This window comes from Acidovorax sp. KPB24-03 (assembly GCF_057546605.1).
On sequence record NZ_BAAJYR010000852.1, the window covers coordinates 1 to 751 of the forward strand.

Consider the following 751-nt stretch of genomic DNA (forward strand, 5'->3'; position numbering starts at 1 on the left):
CCCCGCCCGGCCGGCCTGGGTGCCGCCGCTCTCCCCGCTGGCGCCTGGCGCGGCACCCGCCCCAGCGGCATCCGACGACCTGGAGTTCTTCAACGGCCTGGGCGGATTCGCCCTGGACGGGCGGGAGTATGTCGTGCGGCTGGGCGCAGGCCAGGCCACCCCGGCGCCCTGGATCAACGTCATCGCCAACCCGGGGTTCGGGTTCCAGGTGTCCGAGCGCGGCAGCACCTGCACCTGGTGCACCAACAGCCGCGAGAACCAGCTGACCCCGTGGTCCAACGACCCGGTGAGCGATCCGTCGGGAGAAGCGATCTACGTGCACGACGAAGCCACGGGCGAAGCGTGGACCGCCACGGCGCAGCCGCTGGGCGACGATGGCCTGTACGAAGCGCGCCATGGCCACGGCTACAGCCGGTTCGCGCACGCGGCGCGCGGCCTGGGGCTGGAGTTGCTGCAGTACGTGCCCGGCGAGGACCCCGTCAAGATCTCGCGCCTCACCCTGCGCAACACCTCGGGCAAGGCCCGGCGCCTGACCGTCACGGCCTATGCCGAATGGGTGCTGGGCACCTCGCGCGGCGCGTCGGCGCCGTTCATCGTGACCGCGGTGGATGCCGGCAGCGGCGCCCTGCTCGCCCACAAGCCCTGGGACATGGCGTTTGCCGGCCGGGTGGCCTTCGCGGACCTGCGCGGGCAGCAGACGGCGTGGACGGCCGACCGCACGGAGTTCCTGGGCCGCCACGGCGGGCCCGGG

Annotated in this window: 1 protein-coding gene; it reads left to right on the forward strand. The window is 73.6% G+C overall.

Going from position 1 to position 751, the window contains the following annotated elements:
• The coding region (locus AC27KI_RS26440) for a hypothetical protein (protein ID WP_487116838.1) at positions 1 to 751 on the forward strand (751 nt) is incomplete at both ends.